This window comes from Methylobacterium sp. DB0501, from assembly GCF_011043735.1.
Taxonomy (GTDB): domain Bacteria; phylum Pseudomonadota; class Alphaproteobacteria; order Rhizobiales; family Beijerinckiaceae; genus Methylobacterium; species Methylobacterium alsaeris.
On record NZ_JAAKGV010000004.1, the window covers coordinates 103,804 to 117,386 of the forward strand.

At 72.2% G+C, this 13,583-nt stretch carries 11 protein-coding genes; 3 read left to right on the top strand and 8 right to left on the bottom strand.

Features of this window, described 5'->3' with window-relative positions:
* Window positions 1-2: 2 nt before the first annotated feature.
* On the bottom strand, window positions 3-266 hold the full coding sequence (locus tag G4G93_RS07735) for a NepR family anti-sigma factor (RefSeq protein ID WP_165082829.1): 264 nt from the start codon (window positions 264-266) through the stop codon (window positions 3-5).
* 373 nt (window positions 267-639) lie between these two features.
* On the opposite strand from G4G93_RS07735, the gene G4G93_RS07740 reads away from it, so the two are divergent.
* Window positions 640-936 (top strand): hypothetical protein, encoded by a 297-nt coding sequence (locus tag G4G93_RS07740; RefSeq protein ID WP_312891790.1) that lies wholly within the window; start codon window positions 640-642, stop codon window positions 934-936.
* Between the two features lie 33 nt (window positions 937-969).
* Here the strand turns inward: G4G93_RS07740 and glp are convergent, their stop codons facing one another.
* The 4 genes from glp to adh form a co-directional block, all read right to left on the bottom strand.
* On the bottom strand, window positions 970-2,205 hold the full coding sequence (gene glp, locus G4G93_RS07745; RefSeq protein ID WP_165082831.1) for a gephyrin-like molybdotransferase Glp: 1,236 nt from the start codon (window positions 2,203-2,205) through the stop codon (window positions 970-972).
* On the bottom strand, window positions 2,202-2,720 hold the full coding sequence (moaC, locus tag G4G93_RS07750) for a cyclic pyranopterin monophosphate synthase MoaC (RefSeq protein WP_165082833.1): 519 nt from the start codon (window positions 2,718-2,720) through the stop codon (window positions 2,202-2,204). The genes glp and moaC overlap by 4 nt, the downstream gene beginning before the upstream one ends.
* A gap of 61 nt (window positions 2,721-2,781) precedes the next feature.
* Window positions 2,782-3,147: a DUF779 domain-containing protein gene (locus tag G4G93_RS07755; protein ID WP_165082835.1), complete on the bottom strand. Its 366-nt coding sequence runs from the start codon at window positions 3,145-3,147 to the stop codon at window positions 2,782-2,784.
* Window positions 3,148-3,269: 122 nt separating this feature from the next.
* Window positions 3,270-4,793, bottom strand: a complete 1,524-nt coding sequence (adh, locus tag G4G93_RS07760) for an aldehyde dehydrogenase (RefSeq protein WP_165082837.1) — start codon at window positions 4,791-4,793, stop codon at window positions 3,270-3,272.
* Between the two features lie 272 nt (window positions 4,794-5,065).
* On the opposite strand from adh, the gene G4G93_RS07765 reads away from it, so the two are divergent.
* On the top strand, window positions 5,066-6,937 hold the full coding sequence (locus tag G4G93_RS07765; RefSeq protein ID WP_165082839.1) for a sigma-54-dependent Fis family transcriptional regulator: 1,872 nt from the start codon (window positions 5,066-5,068) through the stop codon (window positions 6,935-6,937).
* A gap of 180 nt (window positions 6,938-7,117) precedes the next feature.
* Here G4G93_RS07765 and G4G93_RS07770 read toward each other — a convergent pair whose 3' ends face one another.
* The gene (locus G4G93_RS07770; protein WP_165082841.1) at window positions 7,118-7,498 is read right to left on the bottom strand and encodes a tautomerase family protein; all 381 of its coding nucleotides are present in this window, start codon (window positions 7,496-7,498) and stop codon (window positions 7,118-7,120) included.
* Between the two features lie 120 nt (window positions 7,499-7,618).
* Between G4G93_RS07770 and G4G93_RS07775 the strand changes: the two genes are divergently transcribed.
* Window positions 7,619-8,443: a LysR family transcriptional regulator gene (locus G4G93_RS07775; protein ID WP_409513820.1), complete on the top strand. Its 825-nt coding sequence runs from the start codon at window positions 7,619-7,621 to the stop codon at window positions 8,441-8,443.
* An 89-nt stretch (window positions 8,444-8,532) separates the two neighbouring features.
* Here the strand turns inward: G4G93_RS07775 and G4G93_RS07780 are convergent, their stop codons facing one another.
* Entirely contained in the window at window positions 8,533-10,029 is a 1,497-nt protein-coding gene (locus G4G93_RS07780) for a DUF2252 domain-containing protein (protein WP_165082845.1), read from the bottom strand.
* A 101-nt stretch (window positions 10,030-10,130) separates the two neighbouring features.
* On the bottom strand, window positions 10,131-13,448 hold the full coding sequence (locus tag G4G93_RS07785) for a helicase-related protein (RefSeq protein ID WP_165082847.1): 3,318 nt from the start codon (window positions 13,446-13,448) through the stop codon (window positions 10,131-10,133).
* Window positions 13,449-13,583 lie beyond the last annotated feature (135 nt).

Genomic DNA, 13,583 nt, shown 5'->3' on the forward strand with positions numbered 1-13,583 from the left:
GGTCATCGCGCATCCTCCAATCCGGGGGTGGCGTCGGGGCTCTCGGCCGGGGCGGCGTCCGCCGCCGATGCGGCTTCCAGCCCGGCGATGAGCGCGGCGAAGCGCTCGGGCACCGGAGCGCTCAGAAGGTCGGCATAGTGGGCGCGCAACGCCCGGCCGAGGCGGCGCCGGGTGCCGGCATCGAGCTCGCCCCGGGCGTCGGGCCGCCCGCGGGATCTCGGCTCCGGTCCGGCCGGAGCGTCGGTGTCGATCTCGTCGTCGCGCATCGCCGCCTTGCCTCGCGGCTGACGGGGCCGCGCCCCGGCGGACGGAATGCCTGCCGGAGCCGCGGCGCGCCCGATCGTGAGCCGCCTCTTGCTTCGTTGGCGCCGCAATAAAGCCGTGGATTTTAATGCGATCTGAAAACGGTATTCAGCGAACTTTAATCCGAGCGCGGCGGTATAGCACCAGCTTGACTATACCAGATCGCATCGCACGCTCATTCGCCCTCGGTCGGAACCTCCGCGGGACCGCCCGGGATCCACGGTTCGCGAGGCAAGCGATGCGGGGTCCGGCCGGCGCGCGTCCACCCCCTGCGCGACTCCCCTCGCCTGTGTGACCTGGCCGCGCTTGTCCGCCGGCCCGGGACACCTAACCTAGGTGGTTCTCTTCTCCAGCGGGGATGACGCTTTGAACCCGAAGTCGCTTCGTGCGCCCGCCGCCACCGCGGCCTTCCTGACGATCCTGGCGGTGACGCCGGCCCTCGCCCAGCGGGACGATCAGGGCCTGCAGATGAATTGTGCCGGCGACTACTTCAAGCTCTGCGCCGGGGCCGACCCGGACAGCCCGGAGGTCGAGCGCTGCTTCGCGCGCAACCGCGCCAGGCTCTCGCCCCAGTGCCGGGCGGCGATCACCGCCTATGACCGCAAGACCGGCGGCAAGCCGTCGGACGACTGACCGCGGACGCGCGACGAGGCCGCAGGGGACCGGCTACAGTCCCCTGTCGAGCCGCAGGATGCGGCAGGGATCGCCGGCCCGGGCCGCCGGCGCGTGGGGCGTGCGGATCAGCAGCGCCTCGGAGCGGGCGAGCACCGAGAGCATCGAGGAATCCTGGCGCTCGGCCGGGTGGACGACCGGGAGCCGGTCCGGGGCGGTGTCGAGGGCGGCGCGCATGTAGTCCTGGCGGCCGTCATTGGCCGGCAGGTCGCGCCCGAGCAACCCAGGCTCGCTGCGGTCGGCCCCGGCCTCGGGATCGCCCAGCAGCGCCCGGATCAGCGGCTGGACGAAGAGCAGTCCGCAGACCACCGACGAGACCGGGTTGCCGGGCAGCCCCAGCACCGCCATCGGCCCGAGGCGGCCGTGCATCAGCGGCTTGCCGGGCCGGAGCGCGATGCGCCAGAAGCCGAGATCGAGCCCCTGCCGGCCGAGCGCCGACTGGACGAGGTCGTGGTCGCCGACCGAGGCCCCGCCGAGCGTCACGAGAAGGTCGGCCTCGGCATCGCGGGCGCGGGTGATCGCCGCCTCGAGGGCCGCGAAGCTGTCGCCCGCGATGCCGAGATCGATCGCCTCGGCCCCGGCCTCCTCGGCCATGGCGGCGAGCGCCAGCCCGTTCGAGGCGACGATCTGGTCCCAGGCAGCCGGCTCGCCCGGGCGCACCAGCTCGTCGCCGGTGGCGAGCACCGCGACGCGGGGCCGGCGCCGGACGCTGAGGGTGGGATGGCCGCCGGCGGCGGCCAGCGCCACCCGCCAGCCGTCGAGGCGCTCGCCGGCGCCCAGCAGCCGGTCGCCCTCGCGGAAATCGAGGCCGCTGCCGCGGATGTGGCGGCCCGGCGGGTTGCCGGCCTTCGCCAGCACCGCGTCGCCCTCGCGGTCGGTATCCTCCTGGATCACCACCGTGTCGGCGCCCTCGGGCAGCGGCGCGCCGGTGAAGATGCGGATCGCCTCGCCGGGCCCCACCGGCCCGCTCGCGCCGTGGCCGGCGGCGCTGGTGGCGGTGACGGTGAGCCGGACCGGCGCCTCGGGCGAGGCCCCGGCGACGTCGGCGGCGCGCACGGCGTAGCCGTCCATCGCCGAGGTGGCGAAGGGCGGCTGGGTGCGCAGGGCCCGCACGTCCTCGGCCAGGGTGCGGCCGGCGGCTTTCGTGATCGCGACGGTCTCGGGCTCGACGGGCGTCGCGCCCGCCAGGATGCGCGCCAGCGCCTCGGAGACGGGGAGGAGCGCGCTCACCGGCCCGCCTCCGGGGACTCCGCGCGGGGATCCATTTGGGGATCCGCCTGCCACACGCCCGAGCGGCCGCCGCTCTTGTGCAGGAGCCGGATTCCCTCGACCCGCATGAAGCGGTCGGCCGCCTTGACCATGTCGTAGACGGTGAGGCACGCCACCGAGACGGCGGTCAGCGCCTCCATCTCGACCCCGGTCGGGCCCTGCACCCGCACCTCCGCGGTGATCCGGATCCCCGGCAGGGTCTCGTCGGGCTCGCACTCGACCCGCACCTTGGTCAGGAGCAGCGGGTGGCAGAGCGGGATCAGCTCGTGGGTGCGCTTGGCCGCCATGATGCCGGCGAGCCGCGCGGTGCCGAGCACGTCGCCCTTCTTGGCGTCGCCCTCGCGGATCAGCCGCAGGGTCTCGCGGTTCATCACCACCAGGCCCTCGGCGCGGGCGGCGCGGTCGGTCGCGGCCTTGTCGGTGACGTCGACCATGTTGGCGGCGCCGGCGGCGTCGAGATGGGTCAGGGTCGGCATGGCCTGGCTCCGGGTGAACTGCCCCGCGCTTAGCACGGGGCGAGCCGGCCCCGCCACGGCCTCACGCCGTCAGGACCGCGCGCTCGGCCTCGCTGAACACCCGCGAGCGCAGGAGGAAGCGGTGCCCGGAGCCGTTCTCCAGCGAGAACATGCCGCCGCGGCCCGGCACCACGTCGACGATGAGCTGGGTATGCTTCCAGACCTCGTATTGCGGAGCACCGATGTAGAACTCCGCCCCGCCGATCGCCCCGAGATGCACGTCGCCGTCGCCGATGAGGAAATCGCCGACGGCAAAGCACATCGGCGCCGAGCCGTCGCAGCAGCCGCCGGATTGATGGAACAGGATCGCGCCGTGCGTGGCGCGCAAGCTCGCGATCAGGTCGAGGGCGGCCGGGGTGGCGGCGACGCGGGGTGGGGGTACGGTCATGGGGCGTCCTTGGCGCGAGGAGACGCGGAGCGATGAGAGAATGACCATGACGATATCGGCGCGGGTCTCCCCTCCCCGGTGCGGGAGAGGGGATCCCGCGCCTGCATCGTTTCTCAGGTCTTTTAGAAGAACCCGAGCTTCTTCGGCGAGTAGCTGACCAGCAGGTTCTTGGTCTGCTGGTAATGATCCAGCATCATCTTGTGGGTCTCGCGGCCGATGCCGGACTGCTTGTAGCCGCCGAAGGCGGCATGGGCCGGATAGGCGTGGTAGCAGTTGGTCCAGACGCGCCCGGCCTGGATCGCCCGGCCGAAGCGGTAGGCGCGGCTGCCGTCGCGGGTCCACACCCCGGCGCCGAGGCCGTAGAGGGTGTCGTTGGCGATGGAGAGCGCCTCCGCATCGTCCTTGAAGGTCGTGACCGACAGGACCGGGCCGAAGATCTCCTCCTGGAAGATCCGCATCCGGTTATGGCCGCGGAACACCGTCGGCTGCATGTAGTAGCCGCCGGCGAGCTCGCCCTCCTTCACGGCGCGGGCGCCGCCCGTCAGGCATTCGGCGCCCTCCTGCTTGCCGATATCGACGTAGCTGAGGATCTTCTCCAGCTGCTCGGAGGAGGCCTGGGCGCCGATCATCGTGGCGGGATCGAGCGGCGAGCCCTGGGTGATCGCCTCGACGCGCTTGATCGCCCGCTCCATGAAGCGGTCGTAGATCGATTCGTGCACCAGCGCCCGGCTCGGGCAGGTGCAGACCTCGCCCTGGTTGAGGGCGAACATGGTGAAGCCCTCGAGCGCCTTGTCGAGGAAGTCGTCGTCCTCGGCCGCCACGTCCGAGAAGAAGATGTTCGGCGACTTGCCGCCCAGCTCCAGCGTCACCGGGATCAGGTTCTGCGAGGCGTATTGCATGATGAGGCGACCGGTGGTCGTCTCGCCGGTGAACGCGATCTTGGCGATGCGGGGCGAGGAGGCGAGCGGCTTGCCCGCTTCCAGGCCGAAGCCGTTGACGATGTTGAGCACGCCCGGCGGCAGCAGGTCGCCGATCAGCTCGGCGAGCAGCAGCACCGAGGCCGGGGTCTGCTCGGCGGGCTTGAGCACCACGCAATTGCCGGCGGCGAGCGCCGGCGCCAGCTTCCAGACCGCCATCAGGATCGGGAAGTTCCACGGGATGATCTGGCCGACGACCCCGAGCGGCTCGTGGAAGTGATACGCCACGGTGTCGTGGTCGATCTCCGAGAGCGAGCCCTCCTGCGCCCGGACGCAGCCGGCGAAATAGCGGAAATGGTCGATGGCGAGCGGGATGTCGGCGTGGGTGGTCTCGCGGATCGGCTTGCCGTTGTCCCAGGTCTCGGCGAGCGCGATCAGGTCGAGGTTGTCCTCCATCCGGTCGGCGATCTTGAGCAGGATGCGGGCGCGCTCGGCCGGCGCCGTGCGGCCCCAGGCCTCCTTGGCGGCGTGGGCGGCGTCGAGCGCCCGCTCGATGTCCTGCGCGTCCGAGCGGGCGACCTCGCAGATCACGCCGCCGGTGATCGGCGATGTGTTCTCGAAGTAACGGCCCGCCACCGGCGCCACCCACTGGCCGCCGATGAAGTTGTCGTAGCGGGCCGAGAACGGCGACTTGGTCTTGGCCTCGGCGAAGATTTCCGGCTTGTTCATGCGTTCCTCCCACTGATCCCGTTCGCGGGGCGTGGCGGCAATCACTCGGCAGCCAGCGTGCCAGCCGGGGGACGATCCCCGCCCCGGGGCCGGCCGGATTCCGGCAAGCCCTTGATCGCGATCGGGTTTCGCCGCCCCGCCCTGCGGCCTTCGACCAAATTCCGCCCCCGCCCGGCCGCCGCCGCGCTGGATCCGGCGCGCGACACCTGCGACACTTGTCGCAAACAGCGACACCCCGCCCGGGCGTCGGCACACAGGGAGGCGAGCCGCGCATGCAGAGCCGTGTGACCACGCCCCGCACCTTGCTCGCCGCGCGACGTCAGGCCTTCGGGCCGGGGGCGGCGGAGCCGCCGCCGCCGATCCTGCGCTCCTGGGAGCGCTGCGCCGCCCTCGGGCTCGATTTCGGGCAGCGCCCCAGGGTCGAGCCGCTGAGTGCCGTCGAGATGCGGGCCGCCTTCGACCGCAGCGAGGCCCTGCGCCAACGCTGCCGGCCCGAGATCGAGGCGCTGCACGCCGAGGCGCGGGCGACCGGGAGCCTGGTCATCCTCACCGATGCCGACGGGCTGATCCTCGACACCCTCGGCAGCGATTCCTTCGCCGGCCGCGCCGCGCAGGTCGCGCTCCGCCCCGGCGTGCCCTGGAACGAGAGCCTGACCGGCACCAACGCCATCGGCACGGCGCTGATCGAGCGTCGCCCGGTCGAGGTGCGGGGGTCCGAGCATTACTTCGAGCCGCACCGCATCCTGAGCTGCGCGGCGATGCCGATCCTCGGCCCGGACGGCACGGTGCTGGGCGTCCTCGACCTGACGGGACCGGCGGCGATCCACCAGGGCCACGCCCTCGGCCTCGTCGGGCTCGCGGTCGCCGCCATCGAGCATCGCCTGTTCGAGACGGTGCCGGCCGGCTGCGAGGTGCTGCGGCTCCACCGCGACGCGGGGCTCCTCGGCACCCCGCGCGAGGGCGTGCTGGTCTTCGAGGGCCGTCGCCTCGTCGGCGCCAACCGGCACGGGCTGGCGCTGCTCGGCCTGTCCTGGGGCGACCTCGGCGCCGAGCACGCGGGCAGCCATGGCGGCGGCCTCGCGCCCGGACCGCTCTCCCTGACGGATGCCGGCGGCGCGCCGCTCTTCGGCCGGCTCCAGGGCGCGCCGGCGCCGATGCGGCGCCGGCTGCCGGCCGAGCCGACCCGCCAGCCCCCCGAAGCGCCGGATCCCGACGCACCGATCCTCGATCCCACCTCCGAAAAGCTTCTCGCCCGGGCCGTACGGCTGATCGATGCCGGCATCCCGGTGGTGGTCGAGGGCGAGACGGGCACCGGCAAGGAGGTGTTTTCCCGCGCCGCCCACGCGGCCTGCGCGCGTTCGCAAAAAGCCTTCGTGGCGGTGAATTGCGCGGCGCTGCCCGAGACGCTGATCGAGGCCGAGCTGTTCGGCTACGAGCCCGGCGCCTTCACGGGGGCGGCGCGCCACGGCGCCAAGGGCCTGCTGCGCCAGGCGGAAGGAGGCCTGCTCTTCCTCGACGAGATCGGCGACATGCCGCTCGCCCTGCAATCGCGCCTGCTGCGGGCCCTGCAGGAGCGCGAGGTGCTGCCCGTCGGCGGCACCCGCCCGATCCCGGTCGATTTCGCCCTGATCTGCGCCACCCACCGCGACCTGTCCCGCATGGTCGAGGACGGCGCCTTTCGGGCCGACCTCTTCTACCGCATCGCCCCCTACCGGGTGCGGCTGCCGGCTCTTCGCGAGCGGCCGGACCGCCTCGCCCTGGTGCGCGGCCTGTGGGCCCGCTCCGACGGCCCGTCCCGCGCCGTGACCCTGTCGCCGGCCTGCGAAGCGGCGCTCGCCGAGGCCGCCTGGCCCGGCAACCTGCGCCAGCTCGCGGCGTGCCTGAAGGCGCTGGCGGCTTTGGCCGAGGCGGGGGAGGTGCTGGGGCCGGAGGACCTGCCCGAGGGAGTGGCCTGCCGCCCCGTGCCCGCCCCGGCGCCCCGGCGGGAGCGAGAAGAGGCCGGCCGCCTCGACACCCTCGCGCAGGAGGCGATGCGGGCGGCGTTGGCCGCCCATGGCGGCAATGTCAGCCGGGCGGCGCGCAGCCTCGGGATCAGCAGGAGCACGCTGTATCGGCGGTGCCTGACGGAGCGGGCAACGGCCTAGCCCTCTCTTCGATTCGCCTTATACTAACGGACCGAGATGCTGATGCATCTATTCGATCTCGGGCAGGCCCGAGATCGACAGGGTCCTTAGTAAGCCATCTCGAATTCCAGCCCCGAGCCAGAGGCGGGGCGTCGAAAATTCGAGACCAATACCAAAAGTCGTTTTCAACGGCCGTCGGTATTACGCATATTGCGCAAGGCCGCGACCGAGGGACCAGTTCTCCCTGGCACCCTCGACGATGTTGATGAACACATCCTCCTCACGTAGTCCGGGATTCGCACCAAGATTTTCGACGATTCGGCGGTACAGCGCCTTTTTCTGCTCAATGGACCTCGTATTCATCGCACTAATCTGGATAAAGATGACATCATCGCTCCGATCGATCCCACCGTAATTCACGCCGTATCGAAAGCTGTCGTTGTCATGTTCAGTGATTGTCATGAATTGGTCGTCTTCCGGTACGCTGAAAGTCTCCCGCATTGCAAGGTAGAGGCCATCCAAGATCGCCCTCCTATACAATTTTGATTTCCCAACGCGCATTGAGACGAAGATAAATGGCATGAATGAACTCCCGTTGCACAGCGAATATGTAGCCGTGGCCGAGAAATAACGATATGCTATTAGCGTTAATTTCAGTAATAAGGGTACGTTATGACTCCCCCATCACTCGACCTGGATGCCGTGCGCGCCTTCATCCACGTCGTCGAGCTGAACAGCTTCACACGAGCCGCAGAGGCGACAGGGGCGACGCAGGCAGCGGTCAGCCTCCGCATCAAGCGGCTCGAACGCAGGCTCGGCCACCAATTGCTCGAACGGACACCGCGCTACGTGCAACTCTCGCCGGACGGCGTGATCTTCTGGGAACGTGCCCGCGCCCTTGTTGAGGCGCACGATCGCGCCCTGGCCGCCTTCAGCGAGACCCGACAGCGTCTCGCGATCGGCGTCAGCGACCATGTCGCGGGCCCCGATCTGCCGGCTCTCATCGCGCGGATGAATGCCCAGGACCCGCAACTCGTCATCAAAGTCAGGATCGGCTCGTCCGGCGAGCTGCTGCAAAGCTTCGATCGGCGTGAACTTGATGCTGTCATCGCCCGCTCGCATGTCGGCCGGGATGACGGCGAGACCCTGGCCGAGGAGAACCTCGGATGGTTCGCCGGCCCCGGTTGGCATCCGCGCGGGGGCGAACCTCTGCCGCTCGCCATGTCGCCCGAACCGTGCGGCGTAAGAGCCATGGCCGGGCGTCTCCTCGACAGCGCCGGCATTCCTTGGACCGAGACCTTCGTCGGCAGCGTCCCAGCCGTAGCGGCCGCGGTGTCGGCGGGGCTGGGCGTGGCCGCCCTCGCCCCACGCATGCTGCCACTCGGCGTCGTCGAGGTGGGCGCGAAGCTTGGGCTACCGGAAATCCCCCGCCTGCCGATCCTCCTGCACACGAGAATTCACAATGGGCCGGCGCGCGATGGGCTCGCGGCGCTGTCAGCGGCATTCCGAAGCGCCGTCCGGTCCTGATGAGGCGCCTCCGGACCCCATTGAAGAACGGCAGTCGAGGGCCGCCTTCCATCGAGCCCTGCCGTCACCGGGCTGGTCGGGCTCGGACCCTACATCTCCGGATCCTCCGCCGCCTCCAGCCGCCCCGCCGCGATCGCCTCCAGAAACGACCGGTGATCCTCCGCATTCCGGTCGCCGTAAGCCCGCGCCCAATCGGCCAGGGCCTCGCGAAAGTCGGCGTGGCGGTCGCGGCCGCAATAGCCGGCGATCGCCGCGGCATCGCCGGTGCGGGCGTGCGCCCGGGCCAGCAGCGCGCCGTAGGCCCAGGAGAAGTAGACCAAGGGCTGCCCGCGCATGCAGCCGACCGGGATCTCGCCCTTCATGTTCTTCATCTGGCGGACGTAGAAGGGCCGGTCGTCGATGGTGGTCCAGCCCAGCAGCGGGTCGCCGACCGCCTGGAGCAGGCGCTGGCCGTAGATCACCCGCTCGCCCTCGTGCGAGGCATAGGGCTCGGGCATGCCGGCGACGTAGGGGGCGTGGGCGGGGCGCACCGCCTCCTTCACCTGGAGGAAGAGCACGTCCTGGTCCGAGTTGCCGCAGAGCAGGGCGACGTAGGCCCGGGTGCCGACGCTGCCGACGCCGACGACCCGGTGGGCGACGTCGACGACGTGGTAGCGGCTGAGCATGAAGCGGCGCTCCCGCGGCAGGGTCTCGGCGTAGCGCTCCAATCCGGCGGTCACCGCCTCGCGGGTGTCGGCATCGACCCAGGTCAGGATCGGCGGCTCCTGGCGGAAGCGCCAGCCGCCATCGACCCGGCGCTCGCCGATCCGGGCGAGCAGGCTCTTGTTGTGGCGCTTGCGCGCCTTCTCGACCGCGCGGTCCACGACCGCGCGGGATTCGTCGTCGATGGCGATGCCGCTGAAATCCAGCTCCTCGGCCCGGGCCGCCCGGTGCCAGACGTCGAGGGGGCCCTGCGGCGCCAGCTCGGTCATGGTGTGCTGGTAGCCGTAGGTCGCGGCGATCACCGCCTCGCGGCGCTCCGGTTGAGGCACGTCGAGGTCGCGGGCCGCGACCTCGATGCTGGCGCAGAGCCGCTTCAGGTCCCATTCCCACGGGCCGATCGTGACCTCGTCGAAGTCGTTGAGGTCGAGCACGATGTCGCGCTGCGGCGTACCGAACAGGCCGAAATTCGAGATGTGGGCGTCGCCGTTCATCACCACGTCGATGCCGCTCGTCGGCGTGCGGGCGAGGTCCCAGGCCATCACCGTGGCGGCGCCGCGCAGGAAGGCGAAGGGCGAGCTCGCCATCCGGGCGACCCGCAGGGGGATCAGCCGTTCCTGGCGCCCTGCTTGAGCCGCCTCGATCAGCGCCACCGGGTCGGGCCGGTCCTCCGGAAGGGGTACCGGACCGTGGCCGTCATGCGGAACCCTGGCGCGCAGGGCCTTGCCGGCGGCGCGGCGCTTCTCCCACGGCTCGCCGGGCGTGCGCAGGTCGATGCGGGGGAAGTCGGCCAGGGGCTCCAGCACGATGTCCTCGGGCGGCGCCCCGCCGGAATCCTCGTCGGGGGCGGCGCTCTCGGGCAGGCGGTCCGGGTCGTGTCTATCCATGGCGGCGCGGCTCGTCGGCGGCCCCGGTCCGGGGCACGGGAGTCAACCTTGGCCTTGGCCGATCGTTCCGGGCGCGGGATGAGATCCCGGCCCGGAACGTGTCACCCCTCCGCCCTGACGGTCGCGGGCCCCTGGATATCGCGGGCCTCCTGGATGAGGTGCAGGAACTCGGCCGCCAGCTCGCCGCGCCGGTCGGGGTCGTCGCAGGGGCGGCGCAGGATGAGGCGCCCGTCGCGGGCGGTGACCTCGTCGGTCAGCGGCATCGCCGCCGGGGCGCAGCCGGGCCGGAAATCGACCGCCAGCCCCTGCGGCCCGCCGGTGAGCCGGGCGATGCCGAGCGCCAGGCACGCCACCCGCAGGTGGGCCAGGGTGAACAGGGCGCGCACGCCGGCAGGCGGCGGCCCGAACCGGTCCTCGACCTCGCCGCGCAGGGCCTCGACCTCCTCCGCCGCCCCGAGGCGCAGGAGCCGGGTGTAGAGGCCGAGCCGCACCTCGGGCTCGGGCACGTAATCCTCCGGCACGTCGCCGGCGAGGCCGAGGCGGATCTCCGGCGCCCAATCCTCCGCCGGCTCGCCCTTGGCGGCGCGCAGCGCCAGCTGCAGCAGGTGCTGGTAGAGGCCGAGCCCGATCAGCTTGACGTGGCCGGCCTGGTTCTCGCCGACGAGGTCGCCGGCACCGCGCAGATCGAGGTCGCGGGCGCTGATGGCGAAGCCCGCGCCGAGGCGGTCGAGGGCCTCGAGCGTCCGCAGGCGCTTCTCGGCCGCCGGCGGCAGCTCGCGGTCGGGCCGGGTCAGCAGGTAGGTGACGCCGCGGCGCTGACCGCGCCCGACCCGGCCGCGCAGCTGGTGCAGCTGCGCGAGGCCGAAGCGCTCGGCATCGTGGACCAGCATGGTGTTGGCCCGCGGCACGTCGAGGCCGCTCTCGATGATCGAGGTGGCGAGCAGCACGTCGCCCTCGCCGTCGGCGAAGCGCACCATGATCTCGTCGAGCTCGGCCGGCTTCATCTCGCCATGGGCGACGACGGTCGCGAGTTCCGGCACCAGCGCCGTCAGGCGCTGGGCCATCGGGCCGATCTCCTCGATGCGCGGGCAGACGACGAAGCTCTGGCCGCCGCGGCCCTTCTCGCGCAGCAGGGCCGCCCGCAGGGTGTCGTCGTGGAGGGGCGTGAGGACGGTGCGGATCGGCTGGCGCACCGCCGGCGGCGTCGCGATGACGCTGAGCGCCTTCAGGCCGACCAGCGCCGATTGCAGGGTGCGGGGGATCGGCGTCGCGGTCAGCGTCAGCACGTGGGCGTCGCCCGCCATGGTCCGCAGGCGCTCCTTCAGGGCGGCCCCGAAGCGCTGCTCCTCGTCGATCACCACGAGGCCGGGATCGGCGAACGTCACCCCGCGTCCGGCGAGCGCGTGGGTGCCGATCACCAGACGGATCGTGCCGTCGGCGAGGCCCTGGCGCACCCGCCTGGCCTCCGCCGGTGCGACGAGGCGGGAGAGCTGCGCCACCTCGATCCCGAAGCGGGCGAAGCGCCGCTCGAAGGTGCGCAGATGCTGGCGCACCAGCACGGTGGTCGGCGCCACGACGGCGACCTGCTTCCCGGCCAGCAGCGCCGCGGCGGCGGCGCGCAACGCCACCTCGGTCTTGCCGAAGCCGACGTCGCCGCAGACCAGCCGGTCCATCGGCCGCTCGCCGGCGAGATCCGCGAGAGCGCCGTCGACGGCCTTTGCCTGGTCGGGCGTGAGCGGGAAGCCGAAGCCGGCACCGAAGCGCTCCATCTCGCGCTCCGGCGGCACCAAGGCGGGGGCCTTGGCGTTGCGGCGCTCCTCGGCCGCCGCCAGCATCGCGCGGGCGGCCCGCGCCAGCCCGGCCTCGGTGGTCAGCCGGCGTTTCGACCAGGTGCCGCCTTCGAGCTTGTCGAGGGTGACGGCCTCCTCCTCGGAGCCGTAGCGCCAGATGCGGTCGGCCTGGGAGACCGGCACCATCAGGATCGCGTCGCCGGCAAACCGCAGGCGCAGGGCCTCGGTGTCGCCGCCGTCGCCGGTGCCGATCCGCTCCAGCCCCTCGAACACGCACAGGCCGTGGTCGCGGTCGACCGCGACGTCGCCGACCCGCAGGTCGACCTCGCCCATCGGCAGGATCACCGGCCGGCCGGCGCCGGGCTTGACCGAGGTGCCGCCATAGACGTCCGGCGCCGCGATGACCGTAGCAGCGAGGTCCGGCACCCGGAAGCCCGCATCGAGGGGGGCGGTCAGCGCCACGATCTCGCCGGCCCTCGCGGCGGCGGCCTCGAACCAGTCGGCGACCGGCCGGACGCTGCGCTCGCCCGCCCGTGCCGCCTGGCGCGACAGGCGCTTGAGCGCGGTCGCGTCGCCGGCGAGCACCACGCGCTCGCCGGCCTTCAGGCGCTCGCGCAGGTAGGCCGAGAAGGCCGGGCCCGGCCGGCGCTCGCGCACGAAGGCCGGCACGGCGACCGCATCGGCCTCCGCGTCGCTGGCCTGCGCCACCTCGCGGGCCTCGCGGGCCTGTTTCCACTCGGCGGCGGAGAGGTAGAGCGGCACCGCCTTTCCGCGCTTCCCCACCTCGCTCGCCGCGCCCTCGGCGATCTGCTCGAAGAAGGCGTCGGCGCGGGCCTCGGCCCCGGCCTCGACCACGAGCCGGGCCTCCGGCACGTAGTCGAGCACCGTGGTGAGCGTGCCGTAGAGGATGGGGAGCTGGTGCTCCTGGCCGGTGAAGGGCCGCAGGCGCACGGGGGATTCGGCGGGCAGGATGATCTCGGTCGCGGGATCGACCACCAGGGTCCCGACCTCGTCGAGGGAGCGCTGCGACACCGGATCGTAGCTGCGGATCGCCGTCACCGTGCCGCCGGCATGCTCGATGCGGCAGGGCCGGGGCGCGGCGGCCGGAAACACGTCGATGGTGCGGCCCCGCACCGCGACCTCGCCCGGCTCGTCCACCCGGTCGTCGAGGATGTAGCCGAGGCGCTGCAGCTCCGCGGTCAGGCGGCCGGGATCGAGGGCGTCGCCGGCTTCGAGCTCCACCCGGGCGCCGGCCCAGATCTCCGGCGACGGCACCCGCTGGATCAGGGCCGGCGCGGTGGTGAGCACGATGTCCGGGAGGTTCTCGGCGTCGGTGAGCCAGCGCAGCACGCCGGCCCGCGCGCCCATCGTGCCGCGGGAGGGCGAGGCGCGGTCGAAGGGCAGGCAGTCCCATTCCGGATAGATCGCGACGCCGATCCCCGGCGCCAGCCCGCGCAGGACCGCCGCCAGCTCCTCCAGCCGCCGGGTATCGCGGGCGACGTGGATGAGGGGCCGGCCCTTGTCGCGCAGCTCGAGCAGCGCCACCGCGAGGGCACCGGGCGGCACCAGCGGCGCCACGCTCTCCTCGCTCACCACAGTCGCGCGCTGACTCGCCTTGCGCTTCGCCATCGGCCCCCGCTCCCTTTGTCTGGTGCGGGAAACGCTCCGAGGCTGCGACGGGTCCGGGCCGAGGCTGTCGCATGCACAGGAATGATGCGGGGGAGTACGGGAGGGGCGCGGGCGCAGGAGGCTTTGCGGGTGTGG

What these genes read in the sequence shown, in the direction of transcription:
- G4G93_RS07770 (WP_165082841.1), bottom strand. Translation starts at nt 7,498, where the DNA reads ATGCCATTTATCTTCGTCTCAATGCGCGTTGGGAAATCAAAATTGTAT.
- G4G93_RS07785 (WP_165082847.1), bottom strand. Translation starts at nt 13,448, where the DNA reads ATGGCGAAGCGCAAGGCGAGTCAGCGCGCGACTGTGGTGAGCGAGGAG.
- G4G93_RS07780 (WP_165082845.1), bottom strand. Translation starts at nt 10,029, where the DNA reads ATGGATAGACACGACCCGGACCGCCTGCCCGAGAGCGCCGCCCCCGAC.
- G4G93_RS07755 (WP_165082835.1), bottom strand. Translation starts at nt 3,147, where the DNA reads ATGACCGTACCCCCACCCCGCGTCGCCGCCACCCCGGCCGCCCTCGAC.
- G4G93_RS07735 (WP_165082829.1), bottom strand. Translation starts at nt 266, where the DNA reads ATGCGCGACGACGAGATCGACACCGACGCTCCGGCCGGACCGGAGCCG.
- G4G93_RS07765 (WP_165082839.1), top strand. Translation starts at nt 5,066, where the DNA reads ATGCAGAGCCGTGTGACCACGCCCCGCACCTTGCTCGCCGCGCGACGT.
- moaC (WP_165082833.1), bottom strand. Translation starts at nt 2,720, where the DNA reads ATGCCGACCCTGACCCATCTCGACGCCGCCGGCGCCGCCAACATGGTC.
- adh (WP_165082837.1), bottom strand. Translation starts at nt 4,793, where the DNA reads ATGAACAAGCCGGAAATCTTCGCCGAGGCCAAGACCAAGTCGCCGTTC.